Origin of the sequence: Microbacterium sp. CR_7 (assembly GCF_041954755.1) — a bacterium.
GTDB lineage: Bacteria > Actinomycetota > Actinomycetes > Actinomycetales > Microbacteriaceae > Microbacterium.
Genome location: NZ_JAVAYF010000005.1, coordinates 42,902 through 69,880 on the forward strand (window position 1 = coordinate 42,902; position 26,979 = coordinate 69,880).

General features: G+C 69.2%; 27 protein-coding genes and 1 pseudogene. 18 read left to right on the plus strand and 10 right to left on the minus strand.

Annotated elements, in window-relative coordinates; translation table 11 throughout:
* Positions 1–10 precede the first annotated feature (10 nt).
* Both RAC81_RS12060 and RAC81_RS12065 read right to left on the minus strand, forming a co-directional pair.
* Positions 11–310, minus strand: a complete 300-nt coding sequence (locus tag RAC81_RS12060) for a hypothetical protein (RefSeq protein ID WP_375082571.1) — start codon at positions 308–310, stop codon at positions 11–13.
* A 134-nt stretch (positions 311–444) separates the two neighbouring features.
* Positions 445–1,764, minus strand: a complete 1,320-nt coding sequence (locus RAC81_RS12065; RefSeq protein WP_375082572.1) for an MATE family efflux transporter — start codon at positions 1,762–1,764, stop codon at positions 445–447.
* Positions 1,765–1,853: 89 nt separating this feature from the next.
* Here RAC81_RS12065 and RAC81_RS12070 point away from each other — a divergent pair, with 89 nt between their 5' ends.
* The 8 genes and pseudogenes from RAC81_RS12070 to RAC81_RS12105 all read left to right on the plus strand — a co-directional run bounded on the left by RAC81_RS12070 (position 1,854) and on the right by RAC81_RS12105 (position 10,855).
* A complete protein-coding gene (locus RAC81_RS12070; protein WP_375082573.1) occupies positions 1,854–2,423 on the plus strand; it encodes a DUF1992 domain-containing protein in 570 nt (189 codons plus the stop codon).
* Positions 2,424–2,468: 45 nt separating this feature from the next.
* Positions 2,469–4,433 carry a M13 family metallopeptidase gene (locus RAC81_RS12075; RefSeq protein WP_375082574.1) on the plus strand — a complete coding sequence of 655 codons (1,965 nt, stop codon included), beginning with the start codon at positions 2,469–2,471 and terminating at the stop codon, positions 4,431–4,433.
* Between the two features lie 189 nt (positions 4,434–4,622).
* Positions 4,623–5,546 carry a serine hydrolase gene (locus tag RAC81_RS12080; RefSeq protein WP_375082575.1) on the plus strand — a complete coding sequence of 308 codons (924 nt, stop codon included), beginning with the start codon at positions 4,623–4,625 and terminating at the stop codon, positions 5,544–5,546.
* 783 nt (positions 5,547–6,329) lie between these two features.
* Positions 6,330–7,190, plus strand: a complete 861-nt coding sequence (locus RAC81_RS12085) for a hypothetical protein (protein ID WP_375082576.1) — start codon at positions 6,330–6,332, stop codon at positions 7,188–7,190.
* On the plus strand, positions 7,187–8,401 hold the full coding sequence (locus RAC81_RS12090) for a peptidoglycan-binding protein (RefSeq protein WP_375082577.1): 1,215 nt from the start codon (positions 7,187–7,189) through the stop codon (positions 8,399–8,401). The genes RAC81_RS12085 and RAC81_RS12090 overlap by 4 nt, the downstream gene beginning before the upstream one ends.
* 25 nt (positions 8,402–8,426) lie before the next feature.
* Complete coding sequence (locus RAC81_RS12095; RefSeq protein WP_375082899.1) at positions 8,427–10,286, plus strand: ATP-binding cassette domain-containing protein; 1,860 nt, start codon at positions 8,427–8,429, stop codon at positions 10,284–10,286.
* Positions 10,282–10,401: pseudogene (locus tag RAC81_RS12100) on the plus strand (serine hydrolase); the annotation flags it as partial. The gene RAC81_RS12095 and the pseudogene RAC81_RS12100, both read left to right, overlap by 5 nt.
* Before the next feature lie 58 nt (positions 10,402–10,459).
* Complete coding sequence (locus RAC81_RS12105) at positions 10,460–10,855, plus strand: hypothetical protein (RefSeq protein ID WP_375082578.1); 396 nt, start codon at positions 10,460–10,462, stop codon at positions 10,853–10,855.
* 30 nt (positions 10,856–10,885) lie between these two features.
* Here RAC81_RS12105 and RAC81_RS12110 read toward each other — a convergent pair whose 3' ends face one another.
* The gene (locus RAC81_RS12110; protein WP_375082579.1) at positions 10,886–12,328 is read right to left on the minus strand and encodes an MFS transporter; all 1,443 of its coding nucleotides are present in this window, start codon (positions 12,326–12,328) and stop codon (positions 10,886–10,888) included.
* Positions 12,329–12,385: 57 nt separating this feature from the next.
* Positions 12,386–13,849 carry a peptide MFS transporter gene (locus tag RAC81_RS12115; RefSeq protein WP_375082580.1) on the minus strand — a complete coding sequence of 488 codons (1,464 nt, stop codon included), beginning with the start codon at positions 13,847–13,849 and terminating at the stop codon, positions 12,386–12,388.
* Between the two features lie 93 nt (positions 13,850–13,942).
* Between RAC81_RS12115 and RAC81_RS12120 the strand changes: the two genes are divergently transcribed.
* Positions 13,943–14,635 carry a GNAT family N-acetyltransferase gene (locus RAC81_RS12120; RefSeq protein WP_375082581.1) on the plus strand — a complete coding sequence of 231 codons (693 nt, stop codon included), beginning with the start codon at positions 13,943–13,945 and terminating at the stop codon, positions 14,633–14,635.
* Between the two features lie 71 nt (positions 14,636–14,706).
* A complete protein-coding gene (locus RAC81_RS12125) occupies positions 14,707–16,092 on the plus strand; it encodes a glycine--tRNA ligase (protein ID WP_375082582.1) in 1,386 nt (461 codons plus the stop codon).
* On the opposite strand, the gene RAC81_RS12130 is transcribed toward RAC81_RS12125, so the two are convergent.
* Positions 16,079–17,074, minus strand: a complete 996-nt coding sequence (locus RAC81_RS12130) for a helix-turn-helix transcriptional regulator (protein ID WP_375082583.1) — start codon at positions 17,072–17,074, stop codon at positions 16,079–16,081. The genes RAC81_RS12125 and RAC81_RS12130 overlap by 14 nt on opposite strands.
* A gap of 69 nt (positions 17,075–17,143) precedes the next feature.
* Between RAC81_RS12130 and RAC81_RS12135 the strand changes: the two genes are divergently transcribed.
* Together RAC81_RS12135 and RAC81_RS12140 are read left to right on the plus strand one after the other, a co-directional pair.
* Positions 17,144–18,292: an epoxide hydrolase family protein gene (locus tag RAC81_RS12135; protein WP_375082584.1), complete on the plus strand. Its 1,149-nt coding sequence runs from the start codon at positions 17,144–17,146 to the stop codon at positions 18,290–18,292.
* Between the two features lie 67 nt (positions 18,293–18,359).
* The gene (locus RAC81_RS12140; RefSeq protein ID WP_375082585.1) at positions 18,360–18,848 is read left to right on the plus strand and encodes a hypothetical protein; all 489 of its coding nucleotides are present in this window, start codon (positions 18,360–18,362) and stop codon (positions 18,846–18,848) included.
* 37 nt (positions 18,849–18,885) lie between these two features.
* Here RAC81_RS12140 and RAC81_RS12145 read toward each other — a convergent pair whose 3' ends face one another.
* From RAC81_RS12145 to RAC81_RS12160, 4 genes are all read right to left on the minus strand, one after another.
* Entirely contained in the window at positions 18,886–19,311 is a 426-nt protein-coding gene (locus RAC81_RS12145; protein WP_375082586.1) for a DUF1801 domain-containing protein, read from the minus strand.
* A complete protein-coding gene (locus RAC81_RS12150) occupies positions 19,308–19,883 on the minus strand; it encodes an HhH-GPD-type base excision DNA repair protein (protein ID WP_375082587.1) in 576 nt (191 codons plus the stop codon). The genes RAC81_RS12145 and RAC81_RS12150 overlap by 4 nt, the downstream gene beginning before the upstream one ends.
* Before the next feature lie 45 nt (positions 19,884–19,928).
* A complete protein-coding gene (locus RAC81_RS12155) occupies positions 19,929–20,240 on the minus strand; it encodes a response regulator (RefSeq protein WP_375082588.1) in 312 nt (103 codons plus the stop codon).
* A gap of 137 nt (positions 20,241–20,377) precedes the next feature.
* Positions 20,378–21,688 (minus strand): glutamyl-tRNA reductase, encoded by a 1,311-nt coding sequence (locus tag RAC81_RS12160; protein ID WP_375082589.1) that lies wholly within the window; start codon positions 21,686–21,688, stop codon positions 20,378–20,380.
* Between the two features lie 62 nt (positions 21,689–21,750).
* Between RAC81_RS12160 and hemE the strand changes: the two genes are divergently transcribed.
* Positions 21,751–22,773: a uroporphyrinogen decarboxylase gene (gene hemE, locus RAC81_RS12165; protein WP_375082590.1), complete on the plus strand. Its 1,023-nt coding sequence runs from the start codon at positions 21,751–21,753 to the stop codon at positions 22,771–22,773.
* Between the two features lie 8 nt (positions 22,774–22,781).
* On the opposite strand, the gene RAC81_RS12170 is transcribed toward hemE, so the two are convergent.
* A complete protein-coding gene (locus RAC81_RS12170) occupies positions 22,782–23,690 on the minus strand; it encodes an NAD(P)H-binding protein (protein ID WP_375082591.1) in 909 nt (302 codons plus the stop codon).
* A gap of 66 nt (positions 23,691–23,756) precedes the next feature.
* Here RAC81_RS12170 and RAC81_RS12175 point away from each other — a divergent pair, with 66 nt between their 5' ends.
* The 5 genes from RAC81_RS12175 (at position 23,757) to RAC81_RS12195 (ending at position 26,949) form a co-directional block, all read left to right on the plus strand.
* Positions 23,757–24,095: a metalloregulator ArsR/SmtB family transcription factor gene (locus RAC81_RS12175; protein ID WP_375082592.1), complete on the plus strand. Its 339-nt coding sequence runs from the start codon at positions 23,757–23,759 to the stop codon at positions 24,093–24,095.
* Between the two features lie 52 nt (positions 24,096–24,147).
* Entirely contained in the window at positions 24,148–25,656 is a 1,509-nt protein-coding gene (gene hemG / locus RAC81_RS12180; protein WP_375082593.1) for a protoporphyrinogen oxidase, read from the plus strand.
* 178 nt (positions 25,657–25,834) lie between these two features.
* Positions 25,835–26,248: a hypothetical protein gene (locus RAC81_RS12185; RefSeq protein ID WP_375082594.1), complete on the plus strand. Its 414-nt coding sequence runs from the start codon at positions 25,835–25,837 to the stop codon at positions 26,246–26,248.
* A gap of 1 nt (position 26,249) precedes the next feature.
* The gene (locus RAC81_RS12190) at positions 26,250–26,657 is read left to right on the plus strand and encodes a phage holin family protein (RefSeq protein WP_375082595.1); all 408 of its coding nucleotides are present in this window, start codon (positions 26,250–26,252) and stop codon (positions 26,655–26,657) included.
* Entirely contained in the window at positions 26,644–26,949 is a 306-nt protein-coding gene (locus RAC81_RS12195) for a hypothetical protein (RefSeq protein WP_375082596.1), read from the plus strand. The genes RAC81_RS12190 and RAC81_RS12195 overlap by 14 nt, the downstream gene beginning before the upstream one ends.
* Positions 26,950–26,979 lie beyond the last annotated feature (30 nt).

Here is a 26,979-nt window from a genome sequence, read left to right on the forward strand (position 1 = left end):
CGCAGCGGGGTCACCCGCGGTCGATGCCGAAGAGGTGACGATAGATCGCGTTGACGTCGCGATCCAGGGCGTCGATGCGGCCGTGCACGGCACGGAACTCCGTGCGAACGGCCTCGAAGCCGAGAGCCATCTCCGTGCGCACGCTCGCGATCTCGGTGCGCACGCTCGCGAACTCGCTCGAGAACTCGTTCCGCACGCTCGCGAACTCCGTTTTCATGATGTGCGCGAACATCGTCACGACCAGAGTGATCGTGCCGCACATCCCCGCAGCGAAGACGCCGATCAGTGTCCACACCTGTGGTTCGTTCATCCCCAGCATCCCTTCAGTGTCCCTCGATGATGCGGGGCGGCGCGAGCCGTGCGGACGCTGTATCCCGGAAAACTTCGGGTTCTGTGAACAGCGTTTTCCGCCGGAGACATGTGCAGGAGGGGACAGCCGAGGGATCAGCCGCCCGCGGCCACCCAGCGGCCTGAGCGCACGCGCCACCCGAGAGTCGCGAGGCGGGCGAGCAGGTACACACCGAAGAACGCGACGGCCAGCCAGATCAGCCCGGCCGCGCCGTCCACTCCGGTCGCGGCGATGATCCACAGCGCGGGAAGGAAGGGCACGAGGTTCAGCCCGCCGGCGATCGCCAGGTACCGGGCGTCGTCCGCCCCCATCAGCACGCCGTCGAGCACGAACACCACGCCGGCAATGGGCTGCGCCACCGCGAGCACGAGGAGGGCGGGCTGCACCAGCCTCGCGATCGCCGTGTCGCCCGTGAACACGATGCCCAGCACCCCCGAGAGCGCCGCGATGACCGCGCCGACGATGACGCCGAACCACACACCCCACGCGACCGTGCGCTGCAGCACCCGGTGCACCTGCTGCTCGTCGCCGGCACCGAGCTCCTTGCCGATGAGGGCCTGTGCGGCGATGGCCAGGGCGTCGAGGGCGAAGGCGGCCGCGGAGAAGATCGTGAAGACGATCTGCCAGCCCGCGAGCTCCGATGTGCCGATCCCGGTCGCCACGGCGACCGTCGCGAGCAGCGCGACGCGCAGGCTCACGGTGCGCACGAACAGCCAGCCGCCCGAGCGCGCCGTGCGTCCGAGACCCTCGCGCTGCACGCGCAGTGACGCCCGGTGCCTCGCGGCCAGCCGTCGGACGACCAACACGTACGCGCCGACCATGCCCCACTGTGCCACGACGGTACCGGCAGCCGACCCGGCGATGCCCCAGCCCAGGCCGTAGATGAACACGACGTTGAGCAGCGCGTTGGCGCCGAAGCCGAGACCGGCGATCCAGAGGGGTGTCACCGTGTCCTGCATCCCGCGCAGCAGACCGGTCGCGGCGAACACGATCAGCATCGCCGGGAGACCCCACATCGACACGACGAGGTACGCGCCTGCCTGTTCCGACACGGCCTCGCTCGCGCCGAAGAGCGACACGAGCCACGGCGAGGAGGCAGCTCCCGCGGCGGCGAGCACCGCGCCGAGGGCGAGCGCGAGCCACATGCCGTTCACACCGACCGACACCGCGTCGCCAGGGCGCCCGGCACCGAAGTGGCGGGCGACGGCGGGGGTCGTCGAGTAGGCCAGGAAGACCATGAGACCGACGATCGTCTGCAGGACGGCCCCGGCGATGCCGAGACCGGCGAGCGGTGTGGTCCCGAGGTGGCCGACGAGTGCGGCATCCACGATGAGGAACGCGGGCTCCGCGATCAGCGCTCCGAGCGCGGGGACGGCGAGCCGCAGGATCTCGCGGTTGAGGGTGCGCCCGGTCATCCTCCGAGCCTATGGGGTGACGCCGACGCCGGGCCCGCGCGCGTGCTCTGCGTCCTAGGGTGGAAGGACCGGAGGCACGGAGGTGCGCCATGACCGATCCACGCGAGGCCGCGGCGAGATACCGCGCGCAGAGGCAGGCCGACGAGGGGGACGAGGAGTCCCGCGTCGCCACGACTCCCGGCGCCGCCGCGGCCGTCGACCGGGCGGCTTTCATCGAGTCGGCGATCCAGGTCGCGATCCGCCGCGGCGACTTCGACGACCTGCCCGGTGCGGGCAAGCCGATCGAGGGGCTGGGGGCGCACCACGACCCGGACTGGTGGATCCGTCGCAAGATCGAGACCGAGAACCTCACCGGGCTCGGCCCGCCCGCGATCATGCTCCGCACCGAGGATCGCGAGCTCGACTCCCATCTCGACCTGCTCGGACGCGAGGACGACGTGCGCTCCGTGCTCGAGGACTTCAACCGCAGGGTGATCGAGGCGCGCCGCCAGTTGCAGGGCGGCCCACCCGTGGTCACGGCCACGCGCGACGTCGAGGCCGAAGTGGCGGCGTGGCGCGAGCGACGCGCTGCACGCTCCGCCGCAGCATCCGCCCCGTCGGTCGATGAGCCGCGGCGCAGGCGTTTCCGCCTGCGCCGCAAGGCCGAACCGCGCGACTGAGACACGCACCGCCGCCGATGTCGGAGGCCCGCATAGGCTGTTCGCATGACCGACGTGCTTCCCTCTGGCCTTGAGACCTCCGAGTTCAGCTCCGACATCCGTCCGCAGGACGATCTGTACCGCCACGTCAACGGAGCGTGGCTCGCGCGCACCGAGATCCCCGGCGACAAGGCGCGGTGGGGCTCGTTCCACCTCCTCGCCGAGCAGGCCGAGAAAGACGTGCGCACCATCATCGAGGAGTCGCAGGATGCCGAGGACGGCACCCTCGCCCGGAAGATCGGCGACCTCTTCGCGAGCTTCATGGACACCGAGCGCATCGCCGCGGCCGGTGTCTCGCCCCTGGCCGACACGCTCGCGCAGATCGACGCGATCGACGGCATCCCCGCGTTCCTCCGCACCGTCGGCGAGTACGACCGCGACGGTCGTGCCCACCTGATCGGCCTCTACATCGAGCCCGACCCCGGCAACCCCGAGCGGTATGTGCCGTTCCTCGTGCAGTCGGGACTCTCGCTGCCCGACGAGAGCTACTACCGGCTCGACACCTTCGAGGGAACGCGCGCGGCCTACCGGGCCCACCTCGAGCGCCTCCTCGCCCTGGCCGGGGTCCAGGATGCCGCGACGCAGGCCGACCGCTCCATCGCTCTGGAGGGCGAGCTCGCGACTCACCACTGGGACAACGTGCGCAGTCGCGATGCGGTCGCGACCTACAACCTCAAGACCTGGGAGGAGATCCAGTCGCTGGTGGGCGTCGACCTCACTCCCTGGCGCGAGGCCGTGGCGCCGACGAACCCCGACGCGTTCGCAGAGGCCGTCGTCTACCAGCCCAGCTTCCTGGAGGGGCTCGGCACCCTGCTCACCGCCGACCGCCTCGACGACTGGAAGGCCTGGCTGCGCGCGCAGGTCGTGCACGCGGCCGCACCCTACCTGACCGACGAGATCGTGCAGGAGAACTTCTCCTTCTACGGCACCGAGCTCACCGGCGTGCCGACGATCCGCGAGCGGTGGAAGCGCGGCGTCTCGGTCACGGAGGGGGCGCTGGGCGAGGCGATCGGCAAGGTCTACGTCGAGCGCCACTATCCGCCGACGGCGAAGGCCGCGATGGACGAGCTCGTCGCGAACCTCATCGAGGCGTACCGGCAGAGCATCACCGACCTCGAGTGGATGACCGCGGAGACGCGCGAGCGCGCTCTCGCCAAGCTCGACGCCTTCACGCCGAAGATCGGTCACCCCGAGGTCTGGCGCGACTACTCGACGCTCACGATCGATCGCGACGACCTGTTCGGCAACGTCCGTCGTGCGGCGATGTTCGAGCACGACCGCAACGTCGACAAGGTCGGCAAGCCCATCGACCGCACCGAGTGGTACATGCCACCCCAGATGGTCAACGCGTACTACAACCCGCTCATGAACGAGATCGTGTTCCCGGCGGCGATCCTGCAGTACCCGTTCTTCGACGCCTCGCGCGACGCGGCGGCGAACTACGGGGGGATCGGCGCCGTGATCGGACACGAGATCGGCCATGGCTTCGACGACCAGGGCAGCCGGTACGGCGGCGACGGCAAGCTCGAGGACTGGTGGACGGATGCCGATCGCGCGGCGTTCGAGGAGCGCACCGCGGCGCTGATCTCGCAGTACGACGAGCTCGTGCCCGAGGGTCTCGACGCGGAGCACCACGTGAACGGCGCTCTGACCATCGGCGAGAACATCGGCGACCTCGGCGGTCTCGGCATCGCGCTCAAGGCCTACGAGCTGTCGCTCGGGGGAGCGGAGGCGCCGGTCATCGACGGTCTCACCGGGGTGCAGCGGCTGCTGCTGTCGTGGGCGCAGGTGTGGCAGCAGAAGAGTCGGGAGGCCGAGACGCTGCGCCTGCTGACGATCGATCCGCACTCGCCCAACGAGTTCCGCTGCAACCAGATCGTGCGGAACATCGACGCGTTCTACGAGGCGTTCGGTGTGACGGAGAGCGACACGCTGTGGCTGCCGACGGAGGCCCGCGTCACCATCTGGTGACTCCGGGTCGCGAGGTTCTGCGCGACCGGTCCGCCCCGGAGGGGGTGCCCCGGCGTCCGGCATGTGACGTTCTGATGACCGATCACCGTCGTCTGTAGGGCATCCTCACCCCCGGGGGTTACGATATCCGTGCTGTGGGCCGCCAGCCCCCGGCATCCCGCCAATCCGACCCCCCTTTAAGGATCACGCGTGGGCGCTCCCGAGCCTCTCGATGGGCCTCCCCTGACCTCGCTGCGCCGCTCCCAGCGAGCGGGGCGCCGCCTGCCCCGACGCGCTGCCGAGGGGCGCAGATCTTTCACGTCGACGCTCCGGGCACTCGAGCAGCTCGCCGATGCCGGCGCTCAGGTGTCGGTGCACGTCGTCGATCTCGACAGCCATGTGCACGTGCTGGCCGGCGACGACCACGTCACGATGCCGGTGGCGGGTCTCGGCGTCGTCCCGCTGCTGATCGAGGTCGCGGCAGCCTTCGAGTCGGGTGCGCTCGACCCGCTCGAGATCGTCGACCGGTCCGCCGTCGACTCGGTCTCGACCTCGGGCGTGTGGCGTCATCTGCATGCCCCCGCGCTGCCGCTCGAAGACCTCGCGGTGCTCGCGGCGACGGCCGGCGATCCCATCGCGGTCAACGCGCTGCTCACCCGCGTAGGCCACGACCGCGTGCGGCACCGCATCGAGGAGCTGGGCCTGCGCCGCACGGCGCTGCTCGACCGGTTCCGCGACGAACGGGGGCCCGACGACGCGCCGCAGGTCGCCGTCGGCTCGGCGCGGGAGTTCGCCGGTCTCTTCTCGGCGCTCGTGAACTCGCAGGTCGTCGGGGCTGCCGTCAGCGCCCAGGTCTCGGAATGGCTGAGCCTCAACCAGGACCTCAGCCTCGTGGCGGCCGCGACGGGCCTCGACCCGTTCGCCCACGATCACGACGCCCACGGCCTGCTGTTCATCAACAAGACCGGCCGCGACCGGGGCGTGCGCGCCGAGGCCGGCGTGCTCGCGGGTCCGCGCGCCGGTGTGGCCTACTCCCTGATCGTGTGCTTCGACGACCTCTCGATCACGCACCGGCTGCGGGCGCACGACGCGTTCCGCGTGCTCGGGGTCGAGCTGATGGAGTACACGCACTGACTGCGACGAGATGTCCTGATCGCGCCCGCACTCCATGAGGAGCACGCAGGGGCTCCGTGTTCAGTGAGCTCTCCGTTTCGACCGATGGGCTCGCCACCGGGCTGAATCAGCGCGAAGAGGAACGGTTCGGTGACGTCGAATCGGATGCGACACTCATGATGGGCCCCGTGCGCGGCGAAGGAGACCGCGACTGGCGCGGATGGGGAGGGTCGGCGCGTCGCTAAATATTGCTTGCTCGCTCGAGGTCAGTTTATCGTCGAAAGATCGGTCGCGCCGATCGATGATATCTATCACTAGCCGGGGGGTAATTGTGGTGCACATGAATAGGTTGCGGCGAAAAGTGACGAGTTCTCTCGTCGCGATCGCTCTCGGGGGCGCAGGTGTTTTCGCACTCGCGGCGCCGGCCGCGGCAGCGCCGAGCGATTGTGGACCGGGGCTGCATTGCAGCTATTCGGGATACAACTACGGTAATGACGCGTTCCAGCAACCGTCCACGCACAAGTTCGAGAACTGTGTGGACGACATGTACATCGGGTGGAGGACTTACAAGAACGTGGCGTCCTCCGCTTTCAATAATGGTCGCAGTCAGACGTCCTACCTATACGCAGGTACCAGTAAAACCGGAAATTCCATCTCCTTCGCACGGGGGACCGGAACGGTGAATCTGGGAAATCGCGGGTTCAACGACACGGCCGAATCCGGGTACTTCGCTTCAACGCTCGGCAGTGTCCGCTCCGCCTTATGCCGCTGATGAGTACGCATGGGCGCGGCCGATCCCTCGGGGTGGCCGCGCTCGTCACGATCGCGGCCTCAACGTTCGCCGGATGCGCTACCTCAGGCGCGCCGGAAAACGCTGCAATCAAGAATCAGGCCGAATGGACGATGCCTCTCAATGAGTTCTTCGTGTACTCGCCGGAGCTCGACAACTATGCGGAACAACTCCTGATCTCGACCTGCATCGAGTCCCGCGGGTACGAGTGGCCGGTTCCGTGGCAGGACACTGAATATCCGCAGCCCCAGGACTTCAATTCGATCGGTTTCCGCCTGTTCACGGTCGAGATAGCCAAGAAATGGGGCTACGACTTCGCGCCGCCTGCGAATGAGGAGAGCGCGCGGCTGTGGCGAGAGTTCGTCGAGGTCACCGATTCCTACTTTCCGAACGCCGAACTGGATCAGGCCCTTCTCGACTGCACAGACGAAGTGCGTTCGATCGACACAGAGTTCATGAGCAACTTCGACGGAGTCAACTATCTCTCGAGTCTGGCAGTCCAAGCAGACCGGATCGCGCTCCAAGACGAGTCTGTGATCCAGGCGACCGCCGAATGGCGCGAGTGCCTGGAGCCTCAGGTCGACTTCCCGCTGCCCGATAATCCTCGAGAGGGCATGCCTCCCGTGGAGGCCCGAAAGAATTGGGGCTCCAACGAAGACGGAGCGTCCCCCGCTGAGATAGCGGACGCGGTTGCTGACGCGGAATGTCGTGAGTCCAGCGGTCTCACTGAGGCCGCGTATGAACGGAACTGGGAGGATCAGGAGAAGCTGGTGGCGGAGAACCGCGACAAGCTCGAGCGGATCCGCGCAGAGGCCGTCGAGCGGAAGAAGATGCTGCTCACGATCGTGGCGGAGAACGCGCCGGAAGCTCCGTGATCGCGCGGGAGAATGCCGCGCGATCGCGATGGGTCGTCGCGATCGCCGCGATGTCGATCGTCTCCGTCATCGGTGTAGGGTTCTGGTTCGCCACGCAGTTCCAGTCGGCAGCGCAGCAGGAGGCCGACGCGAAGGCTCCTGCACCCGGTGCGGTGCTGGCCGAGGTCACGCAGGGATCACTTGCCGCAGAGGTGGGATTCACCGGCGAGGTCGGTCCGTCGACCCAGACTCCGGTGACCGTGGTCGCTCCTCCCGATGCATCCCTTGCCGTCGTCACCGGCCGCCCCCTGGAGGTGGGAGAGACAGCGTCATCGGGTCACGTGCTCACCGAAGTCAACGGACGCCCTCTCTTCGGCGTGCACTCGCCATTCGCCTTCTATCGCGACATGGGCGTCGGCGACCGCGGTCCTGATGTCGCGGCGCTGCAGTCCGCCCTCGCGGCGCGCTCGTACCCGGTCAAGGCGGATGGGCGCTTCGGCAGCGAGACCGCTGCCGCTGTCGTGCGCTGGTATCGGGATGACGGCTACGAGGCGCCCACCCGCGTCTCCACGGTCGCGGAGCCCGATGGCGCGGAAGACGACGATGGCGCGAGAGACACCAGCACGCCGCCGCCGCCCACGGGAGGCTTCGTGCCCGTCGCCGAGATCCAAGCCATGCCCGCGAGCAATGCCCAGGTTGTTCAAGGCCTGAAGGTCGGGCAGCAGCTGGCCGTCGAAGGGCAACCCGATTTCATACTCGGGTCGGCGGATCTCGTCATCACAATCACGGTGCCGGTCAGCGATCTCGGCGAAGTGGTGGCCGGGGACATGGCGACCATCTCCGTGGATGGCGGGGAAGTCGAGGGCACCGTGGGCGACATCCGCTCCCCCGACGCCGCGGAGACCCCCGAAACGGAGACCCCCGGCGGACAGGCGGGGAGTGCGGAGTCGGAAGTCACGTTCACCGTCTTGCCGAAGACACCGTTGCCGGTCTCGACGGGGCGAGCGCGGGTGACCGTGGTCAAACAGATTGTCGCGGAAGACGCCTTGATCGTTCCGGTCCTCGCGGTGTCGGATCGTGGCGCCCACAAGAACGTGCTGACGAAGAGGCAGCAGGACGGAACCTTCATCGAAGTCGCCGTCACCGTTCTGGGCACGTTGCAGGGCGAGGTCGCGATCGAGCCGGTCGAACAAGGCGCCTTGGCACCGGGCGACCGGGTTCGAGTCGGTTGACGTGGCACTGATCCAGCTGCGCGGAGTGCGTCGAACGTATTCTTCGGCGGGCCGCCCGGATGTCGAGGCACTGTGCGGGATCGACCTCGACATCGAGCAGGGAGAGTTCGTCGCCATCGTCGGGCCTTCGGGCGGGGGCAAGACGACGCTGATGAACATTCTGGGTCTGCTCGACGATGCGACCGAAGGCACCTACGTCCTCGACGGCGACGAAACGCGCGCCGCCGACGGACACCGTGCCGCGAGCGTCCGCGCGCACAAGATTGGCTTCGTGTTCCAGGCGTTCCACCTGCTCGAGGCGAGGCCGGCATTCGACAGCGTGGAGTTGAACCTGCTCTATCGCGGTGTTTCGCGTGCAGAGCGGGAGGCGCGGGTCCTGAGCGGCCTCGAGTCGGTCGGTCTCGGCGATCGGGCCTGGCAGAGCACGTCGACCCTCTCCGGCGGGCAGCGCCAGCGCATCGCGATCGCCCGAGCGATCGCCGCCGACGCGAAACTCATCCTCGCGGATGAGCCGACAGGCAATCTCGACTCGGTCAGTGCCTCCCGCGTGCTGGACGAGCTCGAACGACTCAACAGCGACGGGGCGACGGTCATCGTCGTGACGCATTCGTCCGAGGTCGCAGCGCGCGCCCGGAGAGTCATCCACATCGCGGACGGCACCCTCATGTCCGATGTGGGGCAGACGGATGCGGTCGCGTCGCGACCCGCACGCGAGAGCGAACACCAACCCCGGAAGCGGCGCATCCGCCTCCCCGACATGCTGCGCGACGCTTGGGCCTCCGTGTTGTCGCGGAAGTACCCGTCGATCGGGCAGGGACTCGCCGTCGCCATCGCAGTGGCGTTGACGATCACCACCCTGGGGCTTTCGGCATCCGCCCGTGCGCAGGTCTCCGCCACTTTTGATGCTCATCTGAATCGCGAGGTGTCGGCGACATGGTCCACAAGGGTGCAGAACTCCCTCGCCCCTGAGGATGTCTCCGACAGGGTGGAAGCGCTGAGCGGTGTGGACGCTGCGGCCGTCGTGGTGGATCTCGACGTCAGCACGGTCTCGACCTTCGCAGAGGCTCGGCAGGTCCGCCCCCACGTCGCGATCGGCGACATCGAGGGTGCGGCGCGTCTTTCGATCGACGACGCGCCGTGGCATCACGGGCCGCTGAGGTCAGGTGAGGCGTACATCGGAGACCTACTAGCGAATGATCTGCAGCTCAGCAGCCTCGCCGGAGCGCCGACCATCCTCGTCGACGGCGTCACCTTTGTCGTGGCGGGCGTCATCACCGAGTCCTCTCGTCTTCCGCTGCTCCGCGGCGAGGTGGTCGTCGGGCCCCGCGACGATCTCACCTCGAGGGGCCCGATCGATGTGACCATGTTGGCCGTGACCTCATCCGGAGCGGCGCAGCAGGTCGCCCGTCAACTGCCCGCCACGCTCAACCCGTTCCAGCCGGAGAAGGTCTCGGTCGCTGCTCCGACCGACGCGACGCAGTTGCGCGGCCAGATCGAACAGGGGGTGCAGACGACGCTCACCGCATTCACGCTGCTCGCCCTGATCGTCGCGGTCGCCGCTCTCATGAACGCCACACTCCTCGCGGTCAACGCGCGGCGCGGGGAGATCGGCATGCGCAAGGCGCTCGGCGCGCGCGATAGGCAGATCGGCGCGCTCATCACTCTCGAGTCGGCGTGCATCGGAATAGGCGGGGGAGTCGTCGGGCTCGTGCTCGGGATGGCCGCGATCCTCGTGGTGACGGTGTCGCAGCGATGGGCGCCCGTGTTCGATGTTGTCCTGCTGCCGGTGGCCATCGCCGTCGGATTGATCGTCGGAGCAGGCGGTGGGGGGCTCGCGTCGATACGCGCGGCACGTCTGCGCCCGGCGGAGAACCTCCGCAGCTGAGCCGAGAATCGGTTCCCTGATCGTGTGCTTCGACGACCTCTCGATCACACATCGACTGCGGGCGCACGACGCGTTCCGCGTGCTCGGGGTCGAGCTGATGGAGTACACGCACTAGCCCCCTCCGGAGCCGCCACGACCGGCGACCCGCGACACCGGGTCGCTAGCATCGAGGGATGCCGCGCACCGACTGGACTCCGCACCGCCGCGACGACGGCGAGCTGCTGGGCTGGATCCGTCCCTCCGGCGACGACTGGGTCGCCGTCGACGTGCTCGGGAGGATCTGCTCCGACCCGACCGACTGGCTCGATGCCGAAGCCTCTCTCGACGACCGGGGGATCGCCTGGCTCGCCGACCCCTGGGTGCTCGACGACGAGACGGGCGGACCGCTGCGGGTACGCATCCTTGAGGTCACTCCCGACGACGACGCGGCACCCGGGCGCATCGTGGTGAAGGTCGACGACTTCGGCGACGTCAACCGACCCCCGACGCAGCAGTACGTGCTGCCGTGGCCGATCCCGACGCGTCTGCGCCCGCCGCGCGCCGACGACCCCGATCCGCGCGTGTTCTGAGGTACGGCCCGACCTGCCCCGCCCCGGCGCTCAGCCCGGGAGCGACGGGTGCTGCTCGCTCGCGCGCTGCCGGGGGATGAACAGCGACAGGACGACCGCGACGATGCCGGCCGCGATCGCGAGCCAGAAGCAGACGGCGAACGCGTCGCGGGTGGGCACCGCCACCCCGCCGACGTCGACGCTCATGGCCGCGAGCACGCCGCCCATGACAGCGGAGGCGCTCGACGTGCCCACCGAGCGGAACAGGGCGTTGAGTCCGTTCGAGGCGCCGGTCTCGTGCGCCGGCACCGACCGCATGATGATCATCGGCATCGCGGCGAACGTGAAGCCGATCCCCACGCCGATCAGGAGGTTGGCCACGAGGATGTGCCACACCTCGCTCGACCACAGCAGCACGAAAACGTACGCCAGCACGATCGCCACGGCACCGACCGTGAAGAGCGGCCGGGGCCCGACGGTGCGTTCGAGCCATCCGGACAGCGGCGAGATGACCATCATCACGAGACCCGCCGGCATGATCACGAGCGCCGCCGACACCATGTCGAGGCCGAAGCCCGACCCCGTCGCGACGGGCATCTCGAGCAGCTGCGGGAAGGTGACGTTCGAGGCGAACAGCGCGAAGCCCATGCCGATGGCGGCGATGTTCGTGAACAGCACGGCGGGACGGGCGGCCACCCGCAGGTCGAGCAGCGGGTCGTCAGTGCGCAGCTGGTACCAGCCCCAGATCAGCAGCACGGCGACGCCGCCGATGATGCTCGTGAGCGTCAGCGGCGCGGTCCAGCCCCATTCGGCACCGCGGGAGACGAACAGGAGGATGCCGGTGAGGCCGATCGCGAGCCCGATGGCGCCGAGCACATCGAGGCGGCCGGGGAAGCGCAGCACGTCCTCGGGGATGACGAGAAGCACGAGCACGAGGCCGATTACGCCGAGTCCGGCGGCGAGCCAGAACAGCCAGTGCCAGTCGGCGTTCTCCGCCAGCAGGGCGGCGACCGGCATCCCGATCGCGCCCCCGACGCCCATGGTCGCGCTCATGAGCGCGACGGCCGTGCCGAGGCGCTCCGGGGGCAGCACGTCGCGCATGATCGCGATGCCGAGCGGAACGACGCCGGTGACTGCGCCCTGCAGCGCACGGCCGATGATCACGCCGACGATCGAGCCCGACAGGGCGGCGATCAGCGAGCCGGCGATGAGCAGGCCGAGCAGCACGATCACGACGCGGCGCTTGCCGTACATGTCACCGAGGCGCCCCGAGATCGGCGTCGCGACCGCGGCGACGAGGAGGGTGATGGTCACCACCCAGGTGGTGTCCTCGCGCGAGGCGTTCAGCAGCCGGGGGAGTTCCGCCTGCAGGGGTACGACGAGCGTGAACATGAACGAGGAGCAGAGACCGGCGAAGGCGAGCACCGCGACGATCGCCCAGCGCGGGACCTTCCGGGAGAGTTTCCTGCGCGCGCGATCATCGGTCTCTCCCATCCCTTCAGGCTATCGGCGGTGTGGGACGCCGGGGCCCGATCGGCCAGCGGGATCCCGTCAGCTGACACCCTTCATGAGCCTGAGCACCGGCTTGACCGACAGCAGCAGTCCCGCGCCGACGGCGATGGCGATCAGGCCGAGGATCGAGAAGTAGGGCACCTCGTTCTTCGGGTCGTAGAAGCGCACGAGCCAGCCCGAGATCGCCGTGCCGAGCGCGACGGAGAGGAAGAACAGAGCCACCATCTGCGTGTGGAAGACCTTCGGGGCGAGCTTCGTCGTCACCGACAGACCGACCGGGGAGATGAGCAGCTCGGCGATCGTGAAGACGAACAGGATGCCGACGATCGCGAGCAGCGGCGTGGAGTTGGCGCTGCCGTTCGCGAAGAAGAGGAAGAGCAGGAAGGCGGCCCCCATGATCATCGCGCCGAAGGCGAACTTGACCGGCGTCGACGGCTGGCGCTTGCCGAGCCGGGTCCAGATCGCGGCGAAGATCCCGGACAGGATGATGATGAAGACCGGGTTGATCGACTGCACCCACGACACGGGCATCTCGAATCCGAACAGGTTCCGGTCGAGGCGCTCGTCGGAGTACACCGTGAGCACCGTGAACTGCTGCTGGTACAGCGACCAGAACGCGACGCTCGTGATGAACAGCGGCAGGAACGCCCAGACGCGTGACCGCTCTGTCGCGTCGATGCGGCGGCTGCCGAGGATGACGGCGAAGTAGGCGATCGCGGCGACGACCGTGGCGATGATCACGATCGTCGAGAGGTTGTCGGCCCTGATGACCCCGAGCAGCACGAGCACGGCGATCAGGAGCACCGCGGCCGCGGCGATGATCGCGACCAGGGGATAGCGGGGACGCGGGAGCGGGTTGGGCACGCGCCGCGCCTCGTCGGGCAGCGCCTTGCGTCCGAAGGAGTACTGCACGAGCCCGAGCGTCATCCCGATCGCCGCGAGACCGAATCCGTAGTGGAAGCCGAGGGTCGACTGCAGGATGCCGGTGAGGATCGGCCCGAGGAACGCGCCGAGGTTGATGCCGAGGTAGAACAGCGAGAAACCGGCGTCGCGACGGACGTCGTCGGCGCTGTACAGCGTGCCGACCACGGAGGTCGCGTTCGCCTTGAGTCCACCGGAGCCGAGGGCGACGAGCACGAGTCCGACGCCGACGCCCAGGAAGCTCGGCAGGAGCGCGAGGGCCACGTGGCCGGCGACGATCACGATCGCACTGAGGAACAGCACCCGCTCCGAGCCGAGCATGCGATCGGCGATCCACGCCCCCAGGATCGTCGCCAGGTAGACGGAGCCGCCGTACGCGCCCACGATTCCGCCGGCGACCGCCTTCGACAGTCCGAGCCCGCCCTCGGTGATCGAGAAGTAGAGATAGATGAGCAGGATGCCCTGCATGCCGTAAAAGCTGAAGCGCTCCCACATCTCCACGCCGAAGATGTGGACGAGCGCCCACGGCTGGCCGAAGAACCGGGTGTCGGACGCCGTCGTCGCCGTGTCTCGTGTCGCCATCCCCCTACGGTACGCCCGGGGCCGAGGCCTCGGCAGCGTCTTCCTCCGGGCGTCGGATTCCGCTATCGCGCCGCGGAGGGGCAGACTGGGGGCGTGCGAACCATCCGTGACCTCGACACCGTTGAACTGATCATCGACGCGCAGAGCCTGCTGGATTCCATCCGCGGTCCCGAGCGCGTCATCGACGCCGGGACACTGCGCGCGCTGCAGCAGTCGGGCAACTACGTCGTCGGACTCTTCGACGGAGAGGGCGATGAGGAGCGCATGGTCGGCGCATCGATCGCGTTCTTCGGCGCCCCGGCCCGCCGCGCGATGCACTCGCACATCACGGCTCTCCTGCCCGAGTTCCGCGGACGCGGCTGGGGACGGGAGCTCAAGGAGCACCAGCGGCAGTGGGCGTTCTCGCGCGACGTCGGCCGCATCACGTGGACCTATGACCCGCTCGTCGCCCGCAACGCGCACTTCTTCCTCTCGGTGCTCGGCGCCCGCGTGACGGGCTACTCGGTGAACCGGTACGGGATCTTCGGGGGAGGGGATGCCGGAGACGAGAGCGACCGCCTCGACGTGGAGTGGGCACTCGCCGACATCGCCAAGCCACCGGCATCCGATCTCGTGGTCGAGACCCTCGAGATCCCGACCGACATCGAGGCGATGCGGGCGTCCGATCCCGCCGCCGCACACGAGTGGCGCACGCGCCTGCGCGCGCAGATGGAGGGCCTGCTCGGCAGCGGTCTGCAGATCGCCGGCTTCGACGTGCAGCGCGGGTACCTGTTCACGCGGGCATAATCCGGCGCGGATAAGATTGGAGTGCCCGTGCTCACGGGCTTTCTCCACCGCATCCGACCATTGGAGCCACCGTGGCCGAACAGTCTCGACTCGACAAGGTCATCGCCCTCGCCCGCCACCGCGGGTTCGTCTTCCAGGCGGGTGAGATCTACGGCGGCTCCCGGTCGGCGTGGGACTACGGACCTCTCGGCACGGAGCTCAAGGAGAACATCCGGCGGCAGTGGTGGCAGACGTTCGTGCGTGGACGCGGCGACATGGTCGGCCTCGACTCCAGCATCATCCTGCCCAAGCGCGTGTGGGAGGCGTCGGGTCACGTCGCGACCTTCAGCGACCCGCTCGTCGAGTGCCTGCACTGCCACAAGCGCTTCCGCGCCGACAACCTCATCGAGGACTTCGAGGCGCGCAAGGGCCGCAAGGCCGAGAACGGCCTCGCCGACGTGCCGTGCCCGAACTGCGGCACGAAGGGGCAGTACACCGAGCCGAAGGACTTCTCCGGCCTCGTGAAGACCTACCTCGGTGTCGTCGACGACGAGTCGGGTCTGTACTACCTGCGCCCCGAGACCGCCCAGGGCATCTTCGTGAACTTCTCGAACGTGCTGACGGCGAGCCGCAAGAAGCCGCCCTTCGGCATCGGTCAGGTCGGCAAGGCGTTCCGCAACGAGATCACGCCGGGCAACTTCATCTTCCGCACGCGCGAGTTCGAGCAGATGGAGATCGAGTTCTTCACGCCGCCGGCCGAGGCGCCGCAGTGGTTCGACCACTGGGTCGAGGCGTGCTGGAACTGGTTCGTCGACCTCGGCATCGGCCCCGAGAACATGCGCCGGTTCGACGTGCCGGAGGAAGACCGCGCGCACTACTCGGCAGGGACGATCGACGTCGAGTACCGCTTCGGCTTCCAGGGCAAGGAGTGGGGCGAGCTCATGGGCGTCGCCAACCGCACCGACTACGACCTCTCCAGTCACAGCGAGGCGTCGGGCCAGAGCCTCACGTTCTTCGACCAGGCGTCTGGCGAGCGCTACACCCCGTACGTGATCGAGCCGTCGTTCGGCCTGACCCGCGCGATGATGGCCTTCCTCGTCGACGCCTACGTCGAAGAGCAGGTGCCCAACGCGAAGGGCGGCACCGATGTGCGCACGGTGCTGAAGCTCGACCCGCGCCTCGCTCCCGTCAAGGCTGCGGTGCTGCCGCTGAGCCGCAATGAACGCCTGTCGCCGCTCGCGCGCGAGGTCGCAGACACGCTGCGTGGCTCGTGGTCCGTCGACTTCGACGACGCAGGGGCCATCGGCCGTCGCTATCGCCGACAGGACGAGATCGGCACGCCCTTCTGCGTCACGGTCGACTTCGATTCGCTCGACGACCGCGCCGTCACGGTGCGTGACCGCGACACCATGGCTCAGGAGCGCGTCGGCATCGACGAGCTGCACGACTACCTGGCCGCTCGCCTCAAGGGCGCCTGACTTCGGCTCGCTGCGCGGTCGTCGCGGGGCTCCCGTCGACGGCCCGCGCATAGCGCTCCGACAGCACCCGCAGTCGGGGAATGAGCTCCGGCGGTGACTCGACGGTGAAGTCCATCATCAGCATGCCGATGTACGCCGCCACGGTGTCGAGGCTGTCCGCGCCGGTGACGAGGATGCAGTGGCTCTCGTCGACCGGCTCGACGACGCCGACGGCGGCGTGGATGCGGTCGAGCACCGCTTCCGCCGGTGCGTCGATCCGTAGTCGCGCGTGGACGACCCACCCGCTCACGGCGATCGTGCGCATCGCGAACGCGGTGTAATCGCCGCCGGGCAGCGGTCGCGGGGTGAAGCGGCGCCGCGTCGGCATCCGCAGCTCCATCCAGTCGACGCGATAGGTCGCCCAGCTGTCGGCCTGCGGGTCGCGGCCGACGAGGTACCAGCGGCGGTGCCAGGTCAGCAGGCGGTAGGGCTCGACGAGCCTCGGCGCGCTGTCGTACTCGAACCGCAGCCATTCCTCGCCGCGGATGGCGGTGGCGACGGCCCGCAGCACGGCAGCATCGACCTCGGGATCGGGGGCGTCGGTGTCGTTGTTCTCGGGGGCGCGGTCGACGCTTGACCGCAGCGCGTCGACCGTCGGGCGCAGATGCGGAGGGAGGACCTGCTCGAGCTTGGCGAGCGCTCTCGCGCCGGACTCGCTCACGCCGGCGATACCGGCTGCGGCTCGGAGACCGACGGTCACGGCGACCGCCTCCTCATCGTCGAGGAGGAGCGGCGGCAGCTTCCCGCCCGCGCCGAGGCGGTAGCCACCCGTCGACCCTCGGGTGGCGTCGACCGGGTAGCCGAGGTCGCGCAGTCGCTCGACGTCGTGCCGCACGGTGCGCGTCGAGACGCCGAGGCGCTCCGCCAGCTCGGTACCGGAGCGCTCCGGGCCGGTCTGGAGCAGGGACAGCATCGCCAGCAGGCGGGCGGTCGGGTCGGTCATGATCTTCCCCAGAGACGAGTTTCTGGCATTAGGAACGAATCCAACCTATTAGGCGAATACCGTCAGGACATGGACAACACGACACTCGCCTTCCGCCCCTTCACCCTCTCGGTCTCCGACGCCGAGGTCGCCGATCTGCAGGAACGCCTCTCCCGCACCCGCCTGCCGCAGCCGTCGCCGACGGACGACTGGGATGCCGGCACCCCCGACTCGTACCTGCGCGAGGCGATCGCGGCCTGGCGCGACTTCGACTGGGCCGCAGCCGAGCAGCGCATCAACGCCGTCCCGCACTTCACCACGGAGATCGACGGCCAGACGCTCCACTTCATCCACGTGCGCTCCCCGCACGCAGGGGCGACGCCTCTCCTGCTCGCGCACACCTACCCGGGGTCGGCGGTCGACTACCTCGACCTCATCGACGAGCTCGTCGACCCCGTCGCGCACGGGGGTCGCGCGGAGGACGCCTTCGACGTCGTCATCCCCGACGCGCCGGGCTACGGCTTCTCGCAGCCGCTCGCGTCGTCCGGCTGGACGACCGCGAGGGTCGCCGCCGCCTACGACCGCCTGATGCGGGGGCTCGGCTACGAGTCGTACGGCATCCACGGGTCCGACAATGGCGCGATGGTCGCGCGCGAGCTCGGTCTGCGCAATCCCGACGGATTCCTCGGGCTGCACGTGCTGCAGCTGTTCTCGTTCCCGTCGGGAGACCCGGCGGAGTTCGAGAAGCTCGAGCCGCAGGACTACGCGGCGCTCGAGCACATGCAGTGGTTCCAGTCGGTCGGCGGCTACAACGCGATGAACGCTTCGCGTCCGCAGACCGTCTCCGTCGGGCTGAGCGACTCACCGATCGGGCTGCTCGCCTACAGCGAGCTGTTCAACTCCTTCGGCAACGGCACGTCGCTCGTACCGTTGCAGACGATCCTGCTCGAGGTGAGCGTCGCCTGGTTCGCGAACGCCGCGTCGGGAATGAGCCGCAGTTACTTCGAGAACGCCAGGGCGGATGCCGGTGCCGAGGGTGCCGAGCCGCAGATCAATGCGGCACCGACGGGCGTCGCCGTGTTCGCCGACGACTTCCAGACGATCCGGGTCTTCGCCAAGCGTGACAACTCGAACATCGTGCACTGGAGCCGTTTCGACGAGGGCGGGCACTACGCCGCGCTCGAACGCCCCGCTGTGCTCGCCGCCGACATCCGCAGCTTCTTCGCGGCACTTCGCTGATCCGCGATCTCCGCTGTGAGTGAACCCCCTCGTGTCCGCGGGTACGAGGGGGTTCTATGCTGACCCCATGTCCGTGATCGAGGAGTGGAGCGAGTTCCACGTCGCGATGGCCGGCGCGACCGCGGCCCTCGCCGGCCTCGTCATCGTCGCCGCGAGCGTCAACATCGCCGAGATCGTCAAGTCACGCACCCTGACCTCGCGGCTGCTCGCGGGCATCGCGGCGCTGCTCCTCGCACTCACGGTGTCGGCTCTCGGTCTCGTGCCGCGCATCGACGACACCTGGTTCGGAGCGCTCACCATTCTTGCGGCGCTGGTCGCCGTGGTGTTCCAGGTGAACACCACGTGGCTCATCGCCCGCGACCGAAGCCCTGCTGACCGGGCCAAGCCACTCAAGTACGTCATCGGCTTCCTGCCGATCGCGGCATACCTCGCCGCCGGAACGGCGCTGCTGATGCGGCATCCGTCCGGCATGTACTTCGCCGCAGCCGGCTGCGTGCTGGCCGTGGTGTCGGCCGTCGTCGTGTCGTGGGTCGCTCTGGTGGAGGTGCTGCGCTGAGGGCGGTGCACCGCCGCGTGCGAGTGTTCCTCTCGGGTCAGCCGGTGACCGTGATCTGCGCCTCGGGCGAGCCGCCCGCCTCCATCCATGCCAGGGACCGTTCGAGGATGCCGCGCAGCACGTCGAGGTCGATCGCCTCGAGGTCCTTGATGTAGAGACAGCTCGCGCCGGTGGTGTGCGGACCGAGCGCGCTCAGCGCCTCCGCATGAGCCTCGGCGCCGTCGAACAGATAGATCGTCGTCGCGGCACTCCTCGGCGCGAAGCCGAGGAGTGCGCTGTCGCCCTCCGTCCCGGTGGGGTAGCGGTAGTGGCAGGATCCGAAGCCGATGACGGTGCCCCAGGTCTGCGGGTCTCGACCGGAGATCTCCTGCATGAGGGCGGTGAGCGTCTCGGCATCCCGTCGTCGGATGGCCGGCTTCGCCCGGGCGATCAGTCCGGCGACGTCGTCACCCGTGGGTTTCATTCCTTGGCCGCCTTCGCAGCGGCTTTCATGGCCTTCTTGTGCTCGCGGACCTTCGCCAGCGACTCGAGCGAGACGATGTCGGCGACGCTGCGGAACGAACCCTCCTCGCCGTAGGCGCCTGCGGCTTCGCGCCAGCCCGCCCCGGTGAACCCGTACTGCTTCCCGAGCAGTGCCAGGAAGATCTTCGCCTTCTGCTCGCCGAACCCGGGCAGTGCCTTCAGCCGCTTCAGCACTTCGGCACCGTCGGGGTCTCCCTCGGTCCACAGCGCGGCCGCATCGCCGCCCCAGTTGTCGACGAGGTCCTGGCACAGGGTCTGTACGCGCGTCGCCATCGAACCCGGGAAGCGGTGCACGGCGGGAGTCGTCTTGAAGGCCTCCAGGAATTCGTCGGGGTCCATGTTCGCGATCGAGGCGGCGTCCGCAGCGCCCGTGCGCTGCTCGATCTTGAGAGGACCTGCGAAGGCGGTCTCCATCGGCACCTGCTGGTCGAGCAGCATCCCGACGAGCAGGGCGAGGGGGTTGTCGGTGAGGAGAGCGTCGGCGGCGGTGTCTCCGGTGATGTGAAGGACCATGTCTCCAGTGTGGCAGGGCGATACGACGCTCGCCGAGTAGGCCGGTCAGAGTCGCTGCAGTCGGGGGAGGGGGCCTTCGAGGCGAGCGATCGCCACCTTCACCTGGGAGAGTTCCTCCTCTATGCGCATGAACCTGTCGTCGAACTTCTCCTCGAGGTGCACGAACCTCTCGTCGAACTTCTCCTCGAGATGCACGAATCGCGCGTCGATCTTCTCGAACCGCTCATCGATCTTCTCGAACCGTCCATCGAGAGCGGCCGTCTGCCGCGCGAGCATGATGCGGACGCCGCCGAGCACGGTCGCGCAGAAAGCGGCGAGGGAGACGATCATCCCGATCAGGTCCGGCGACACGAGCATCCTCCCAGTCTGCGCGGATCGGCCGCGCTTGTCATGGGGACGACGATATGAAGCATCCGGAGGGGGAGAGACCCGGAACGGCGTGCGAGCGCGCCGGCTGTGGAGAATCCGCGGAAGCGGACTCTGTGCAGAAGCGGTCAGGCGGTTGCCGCGGCGTCCTCGTCGAACGACGATTGTGCGGGCTGCACCGGCTCGATGCCGTACAGCGTCGCGAGAGCGGCCGCGAAATCGTCCGCGCGGCCCGACGCGGCGAGCTCGTGTGCCCGAGCGGTCGGCGTGTGCAGCAGCACGCCGGTGAGGTGGCGGAGCGCCTGCTCGACCTTGCCGTCCTCGTCCCCGCGGGCACGGGCGCGTTCGATCTCGGAGTCGAGCAGAGAGAAGATGTGCGACCGCAGGGCGATGACCGACGGCGTCACGCTCTGTCGGCTGCCGACGACGTGGAACGTGTCGGCGGCTTCGCGGACGACGGTGCGCGCGGCATCCGTCGCCTGCAGCTCTTCGAGCGGCGCGTGCAGGCTGATGGTCTCGAGGTCGAGCAGGGCCACGCCCTCGAGCGATGCGACGGCGGGGTCGACGTTGCGCGGCATACCGAGATCGATGACGAGCTGGCTGTGCGAGCCCACCGGGCAGCCGGCTGCAGCCGTACCTGCCGGCGCCTGAAGGTGCGCGGGCGTCAGCACGGGCTCGGTCGCCGTGGTGCAGGTGATGAGCAGGCTCGAGTGCGCAGCGGTGCGCGCGTAGTCGGCCGCAGCGACGGGACGGATGCCGTGCTTCGCGGCGAACTTCTCCGCGCGGCCGGAGGGCGAGTAGACGGAGATGTCGACGGCACCCCGCTCGCGCAGCGTGGCGAGGGTGACGGCGGCGTACGCGCCGGTTCCGACGAGCAGCACGCGCTCGGCCGACCAATCGGCGATCCGGCTGTCGGCGAGCTCGAGAGCCAGACGTACGAGCGATCGACCGGCGCGGCCGAGCGCTGTGACGTTCTTGACCTTGCGCTGCGCCTGGCTCGCTCGCTGGAAGAGGCGCTCCAGCTCGGGAGAGGTGGTGCCCTCCTTGCGGGCGGCCTTGAGTGCGCGGCGCACCTGGCCGGCGATCTCACCCTCGCCCGACACGACCGATTCGAGGCCGGAGGCGACGGAGAAGAGGTGCTCCGCGACACGGCGACCGGAGTGCACCTCGTAGGCGCCGTCGAGTTCGGAGGTGCTGATGCCGGTGGCGGATTCGACCGCTTCGAGCACGGCCTCGACGCCGATGGCGCCGGCAGCGGTGACGGGCTCGTCCATCTCGACGTACGCCTCGAACCGGTTGCACGTCGCGAGGACGACCGCACCCTGCACGCACGACGCAGTGTCCACCACGGTGGAGGCGACGTCGTCGGGGGTGCGGCTCAGGCGTTCGAGCAGTTCGAAGGAGGCGGTCTTGTGACTCGCCGTGACACACAGCAGCACCTCATCAGTCTACCCCTCCTCACGCACAGGTCGGTCGTCGCGGGGGATGGGAGGATGGACGCATGGCCCTCTCCGACGCCCCCCTGGTGCGCGCCCTCACCGGTCCCCGCCCCGATCGCACCCCCGTCTGGTTCATGCGGCAGGCTGGTCGATCGCTGCCCGAGTACCGCGAACTCCGGGTGGGGATGAGGATGCTGGACGCCTGCCTCACGCCCGACCTCGCCGCCGAGATCACGCTGCAGCCGGTGCGTCGGCACGGCGTCGACGCGGCCGTGTTCTTCAGCGACATCGTCATCCCGCTGCGCCTCGCGGGCGTCGACGTCGAGATCGAGCCCGGTCGCGGGCCCGTCTTCGCGAACCCCGTCCGGACCGCGGCCGACGTCGAACGCATCACCTCGATCGACCCGTCGTCCCTCGACGGCGACGCGGTCGCCGAGGCGGTCCGCATCGTCGTCGCCGAGCTGGGGGAGACGCCGCTGATCGGTTTCGCGGGGGCGCCGTTCACCCTCGCCGCCTATCTCGTCGAGGGCGGACCGTCGAAGGAGCACCTGCGCGCCAGGGCGATGATGCACGCCGACCCCGACGCCTGGAATCGGCTCGCGGGCTGGCTGGCCCAGGTATCCCGCCGTTTCCTCGAGATCCAGCGCGACGCGGGGGCATCCGTCGTCCAGCTCTTCGACTCGTGGGCCGGCTCCCTGAGCCGCGCCGACTACCTCGCCTTCGTGGCCCCGCACTCGCGCGGGGCGCTGGAGGGCATCGGCATCCCGACCATCCACTTCGGCGTCGGCACCGGACCGTTCCTCGCCGACATGCGCCTCGACGGCATCGCCGACGGCGTCGGCGTGGACTGGCGGATGCCGCTCGACGAAGCGGCGGCGCTCGTCGGACCCGAGACCTCGCTGCAGGGCAACATCGATCCGGCGCTGCTCTCGGCGCCCTGGCCGGTGCTCGAGGGGCACGTGCGCGATGTGGTCGAGCGCGGTCGTGCGGCGCGCGGTCACATCCTCAATCTCGGACACGGCGTCCCGCCGGAGACCGATCCCGATCAGCTCACCCGCATCGTGGAGCTCGCCCACTCCCTCTGATCGCGACGCTAGCGGGTCGCTCGCACAGAGCGGCGCAGCCGTCGGACGATCCGCAGGTCGTCGAGCGAGAAGCGGCCGTCGGGCATCGCCTCGCGGATCCGCTCGTCCGTGAAGGAGCGGAAAGGCCGGATGCCGGGCGGAAGCTCGGGCGCGGGCGGCGCCGCCTCGCTCACGCCCTCCGTCAGCATCCGCGCCTGCGCCTTGGCGACGAGGGGCACGACCATGACCCATTCGGTGAGCTGCGCGAGGATGCGGACGATCCACGGCGGTACGGGCACGAACGCGGGGCGCCGGCCGGCGACGCGGGCGATGCGACGGATCGCCTCGCCGAGGGTCACCTCGTCGGCGCCCATGACCGCGACGGTCGGCTCGGCGATGCGGCCCTCGATGGCGGCCGTCAGCACGTCGACGGCGTCGTCGAGCGGGACCGGGCGTGCCGTGCGCTCCCGGAATCCGACGGTCCAGAACAGGGGCAGGGTGCGCACGGCTCGCGTGACGTGATCGACCATGTGATCGCCGGGACCGTAGATCATCCCGAATTTGAGGATCGTGTGCGGGATGCCGGATCCGCGGATGATCTCCTCCGCCTCCCATTTCGTCTCGTGGTACCCGGAGCCGCAGTCGGGGCGGGCGCGGAGGAAGCTCACCATCACGATCCGGCGTACGCCTGCCCGTCTAGCGGCCTCGACGACCGCGCGCGTGCCGTCGACGTGCACCCGGCGGAACGTCTGGTCGCCGATCTCCCGGTTGATCCCGGCGCAGTGGGCGACGACCTCGCATCCCGCGAACGCGGCGGTCAGCGCCTCGACGTCGTCGATCTCGACGCCGGTGCGACGCGATACGGTCACCGCATCAGGGAGGCGCTCGGCGAGGTGGCGTCCGACGAACCCGGTGCCTCCGGTGATGGCGACTCGCATGATGCACTCCTTTGCTCATTAGCTCTCAGGCAAAACAGTATCTAGCAGAGGTGCTATATTGCAAACATGACAGATAGCGCGTCCGACATCTTCGCCGCGCTGGCCCACCCCACGCGCAGGCAGATCCTGCAGGACCTCAAAGAGGGCGAGCTGGCGGCCGGCGAGATCGCGGCGCGGTTCTCGTCCAGCGGTCCCACGATCTCGCGACACCTGTCCGTGCTCCGACAGGCCGGCCTCGTCACCGAGCGGCGCGACGCGAACCGCATCCTCTACTCGCTGGTCGGCGAGCGGCTCGCCCTGTCGGTCGGCGACTTCCTCTCCACGGTCTGCCCCGAGCAGATCGTGCTGCGCGAGATCCGCAAGCGCGGATCCGGGCGGGGTGAGGTCGCACCGGCCGAGGCGTGAATACACGGCCCTCGCGGACGGGCCGCTCAGGCGGCGATGGGAGGATTGAGGCATGAGCCACGAGCCCGCCCCCTCGGATCAGACACCCCATCCGGAACCCGCGGAACTGGCCGAACGCGCATCGCACCGCCATGTCGTCGTGATCGGCGGGGGCGTCGGCGGACTCATCGCGGCCCGCGAGTGCGCCAAGGTCGGCATGCGCGTCACGCTGCTGGAAGCGTCGGATGCCGTCGGCGGCGCGATCCGCCGGGCGGAGCTCGACGGCGTGGTGCTGGACGCGGGTGCCGAGAGCTACGCCACACGCGGTGGGCATGTGCGGGCTCTGGTGACGGAGCTCGGCCTGGCCGACCGCATCGTGCGGCCCGCCGCCGGAGGGGCCTGGGTCTCCGGCATCCCGGGGGTGGGCGCTGCGCCGCTGCCGGCGGGCGGCATCCTCGGCATCCCGAGCAATCCCTTCCAGGAGGACGTGCGCCGAGTGATCGGGTGGTCGGGCGTGTGGCGCGCGTACCTCGATCGCGTCCGCCCTCCGCTGACGATCGGGCACAGCCACAGTCTCGGAAAGCTGGTGGCGTCGCGCATGGGAGCCAAGGTGCGGGATCGTCTCGTCGCGCCCGTGACGACGGGCGTGTACTCGGCCTCGCCCGACGACGTCGACGTCGACGTCGCGGCGCCGGGGCTGAACGCGGCCCTCACGAGCGTCGGCTCGCTCTCGGGTGCCGTACAGGCGCTCCGCGACGAGGGTGCGGCGAGAGCCGCGAAGGCGCAGACTCCGGGAGCAGCGGTCGAGGGGCTCGTCGGCGGCATGTCGGTTCTGTCGGACGCGCTCGTCGCCGACATCGAGAAGCTCGGCGGGGTCGTGCGCACCGGCATGCGTGTCACGGATGTCTCGCGTGACGGAGACGCCTGGACGGTGCTGACCGATGCGGATGCCGATGAGCATGCCGATCTCGTCGAGCTCACGGCCGACGGCGTCATCGTCGCGACCGCGGAGTCCACAGCGCGCGAGCTGCTCGGCGCCGCCGCACCCGAACTCGCGTCGACCGCCACAGCGAGCGCCCCGGAGATCGAGATCGTGACTCTGCTGCTTCGCGCGTCGGCCCTCCGCGGCGCTCCGCGGGGCACGGGGGTGCTCACGGTGCCGGGAAGTCACACGGCGAAGGCGCTGACGCACTCGACGGCGAAGTGGGAGTGGGTGCGTCAGGCCGCAGGAGACCGCCACGTCGTGCGGGTGTCGTTCGGCGCCCAGGGTGAGCCGGCCGCGACCGCCGCCCTCGACGACGACGGGGCCACCCGGCTGGCGCTCCGTGAGGCGGCGGCGCTGCTCGGTGTCGCGCTGCGGGACGACGACCTGGTGGCCGCGCACCGGTCCCGGTTCGTGCAGTCGCAGCCCGCCTCGATCATCGGCTCCGGTGAACGCCGAGAGGCCGCGCGTGCCGCGGTGCAGGCCGTCCCCGGCCTCGCCGCGGTGGGCGCCTGGCTGGCGGGCACGGGTCTTGCGCAGGTCGTGCCGGATGCCGTCGGCGAAGCCGACCGCCTCCGTCGCACGCTGCTCTGGGACTGAGCCGCTTCGCTCCAGTCGTGGGCGCGTCGTGTCCGTGACCGCTCGACGGCGATCTGTCAACCCTCTCCGCTATAGATGCCGAAAACGGCATACGGCGTTACGCTGGTCTCCTGTCAGGCGGCGCCGAGCCGCCGGTTCGCCTTCGGGCGTTCACACCGGAACAACGTGAGGAGACCCCATGAAGGGGAAGATCGGACTCGTCGTAGGACTCGGCGTGGGATACGTGATCGGAACGCGCGCGGGGCGCGACCGCTACGACCAGATCAAGACGCAGTGGCTGAAGGTCTGGAACCAGGAGCCGGTGCAGGAGCAGGTCGAGAAGGTCAAGGACTTCGTCGGGGACAAGGCCGCAGCCATCCCCGGTGCGGTGTGGAACGGCGTTCAGAAGGTCGTGAAGTCGGCGAGCGGCAACGGCACCGCCGGCCAGCGCCTCGACTCCGCCGTCGCGGCGGGCCGCAAGGCTGCGGAAGACGTCGTCGACGCCACCGAGGACGCGGTGGAGGAGGCCAAGAGTGAGGCGTCGAAGCCCGCTCAGAAGCCCGCTGCCAAGAAGCCGTCATCTTCGTCGGCGTCTGCGAAGACCGGGAGCTGACGTGCCTCGCGGATACCGCGATCGCGCCGAGGACAGCCTGCTGTCACTGATCGGCGACCTGCCCGAGCTCATCGGCAACCTCGTCAAGGCCGAGATCGACGCGGCGAAGGTGTGGATCTCGAAGACGGCCAAGGACGCCGGGATCGGTTCGGTCTGGTTCCTGATCGCGCTGTTCTTCCTGTTCTGGGCGGTTCCCGTCATCCTCACCTTCGCGATCGCCGGACTCTCATCGTGGTGGCCGGTGTGGCTCTCGGCACTCGCCGTGCTCGGCATCCTGATCCTCGCCGTGCTGTTCTTCGCACTGCTCGGCATCCTGAAGTTCCGCAAGGTGCTCCGTCGCCAGAACCCCGCGCAGGCGGTCGGCGACGACATCCGAATCGTGAAGGAAGCCGGCGATGACGAACTCTGAGATCTCCCGGCGCCGGACGGCGCCCACGATGGACACGCTGCCGAAGACCGCCGTTCCCGCAGGGATCGTCGACGCCCGCGAATCCGCGCGCGCGGAGCTCAAGGCCGCCCTGGCGGCGATCGAGGTCAAGGGCAACTTCCCGCGTCGCATCGACAAGGCGTCGAAGCGCGCCGTGGCGAAGGCGCGCGTGTTCGCCGACCGCAACCCCGTGGCGGCGGTCGCGGCCGCGGTCGCGGTGGCCGCCGTCGTGGGCGGAGCCGTCTGGGTCATCGCCAGGGCTGTCTCGCGCTGACCACTCCGTCGCTCCTGCGCGGAGGACACG

Coding starts and splice junctions, on each gene's coding strand:
- RAC81_RS12060 (WP_375082571.1), bottom strand. CDS start 310: ATGAACGAACCACAGGTGTGGACACTGATCGGCGTCTTCGCTGCGGGG.
- RAC81_RS12065 (WP_375082572.1), bottom strand. CDS start 1,764: ATGACCGGGCGCACCCTCAACCGCGAGATCCTGCGGCTCGCCGTCCCC.
- RAC81_RS12070 (WP_375082573.1), top strand. CDS start 1,854: ATGACCGATCCACGCGAGGCCGCGGCGAGATACCGCGCGCAGAGGCAG.
- RAC81_RS12075 (WP_375082574.1), top strand. CDS start 2,469: ATGACCGACGTGCTTCCCTCTGGCCTTGAGACCTCCGAGTTCAGCTCC.
- RAC81_RS12105 (WP_375082578.1), top strand. CDS start 10,460: ATGCCGCGCACCGACTGGACTCCGCACCGCCGCGACGACGGCGAGCTG.
- RAC81_RS12110 (WP_375082579.1), bottom strand. CDS start 12,328: ATGGGAGAGACCGATGATCGCGCGCGCAGGAAACTCTCCCGGAAGGTC.
- RAC81_RS12115 (WP_375082580.1), bottom strand. CDS start 13,849: ATGGCGACACGAGACACGGCGACGACGGCGTCCGACACCCGGTTCTTC.
- RAC81_RS12130 (WP_375082583.1), bottom strand. CDS start 17,074: ATGACCGACCCGACCGCCCGCCTGCTGGCGATGCTGTCCCTGCTCCAG.
- RAC81_RS12135 (WP_375082584.1), top strand. CDS start 17,144: ATGGACAACACGACACTCGCCTTCCGCCCCTTCACCCTCTCGGTCTCC.
- RAC81_RS12140 (WP_375082585.1), top strand. CDS start 18,360: ATGTCCGTGATCGAGGAGTGGAGCGAGTTCCACGTCGCGATGGCCGGC.
- RAC81_RS12145 (WP_375082586.1), bottom strand. CDS start 19,311: ATGAAACCCACGGGTGACGACGTCGCCGGACTGATCGCCCGGGCGAAG.
- RAC81_RS12150 (WP_375082587.1), bottom strand. CDS start 19,883: ATGGTCCTTCACATCACCGGAGACACCGCCGCCGACGCTCTCCTCACC.
- RAC81_RS12155 (WP_375082588.1), bottom strand. CDS start 20,240: ATGCTCGTGTCGCCGGACCTGATCGGGATGATCGTCTCCCTCGCCGCT.
- hemE (WP_375082590.1), top strand. CDS start 21,751: ATGGCCCTCTCCGACGCCCCCCTGGTGCGCGCCCTCACCGGTCCCCGC.
- RAC81_RS12170 (WP_375082591.1), bottom strand. CDS start 23,690: ATGCGAGTCGCCATCACCGGAGGCACCGGGTTCGTCGGACGCCACCTC.
- RAC81_RS12175 (WP_375082592.1), top strand. CDS start 23,757: ATGACAGATAGCGCGTCCGACATCTTCGCCGCGCTGGCCCACCCCACG.
- hemG (WP_375082593.1), top strand. CDS start 24,148: ATGAGCCACGAGCCCGCCCCCTCGGATCAGACACCCCATCCGGAACCC.
- RAC81_RS12185 (WP_375082594.1), top strand. CDS start 25,835: ATGAAGGGGAAGATCGGACTCGTCGTAGGACTCGGCGTGGGATACGTG.
- RAC81_RS12195 (WP_375082596.1), top strand. CDS start 26,644: ATGACGAACTCTGAGATCTCCCGGCGCCGGACGGCGCCCACGATGGAC.